Annotated in this window: 1 protein-coding gene; it reads left to right on the top strand. The window is 70.6% G+C overall.

The window, feature by feature from the left end:
- On the top strand, positions 1–402 hold a 402-nt coding region (locus tag ABDB81_RS30455), incomplete at both ends, for a hemagglutinin repeat-containing protein (protein WP_346814428.1).

The raw sequence follows: 402 nt of genomic DNA, 5'->3' as shown, positions 1-402 counted from the left end.
GGTATCGGCCGGACGCGATGTCATCAATGCGGCGCAGACGATCACGAACACGACGACACTGGCCAACGGCAACAGCGCAAGCGCCACGGGCGTGGGTGCCATTGGCACGATCTCGGCCACCAACAACGTTGCCGTGCTGGCCGGGCGCGACATCGGCATGGCGGGCGGTAACGTAAGCGCCGGCAACGACGCCCTGCTCGGCGCAGGCCGTGACCTCGACCTCGGCACGGCCGCCACGGGCACCACGCAGGATGCCACCGCGCATGGCGGACGCGACTATCTGCGTGAACAGACCACCCGTGGCGTCGGCAGCCGTGTCCAGGCCGGTGGCAGCGTCACGGCGGTGGCCGGGCGCGACGCCACGCTGACCGGCTCGGCCATCCAGGCAGGCAGCGACGCCAT

Origin of the sequence: Cupriavidus sp. DL-D2 (assembly GCF_039710735.1) — a bacterium.
Lineage (GTDB): Bacteria > Pseudomonadota > Gammaproteobacteria > Burkholderiales > Burkholderiaceae > Cupriavidus.
Note: the sequence above shows the minus strand (reverse complement) of the source record. Positions and strands in the feature narration are given on the sequence as shown.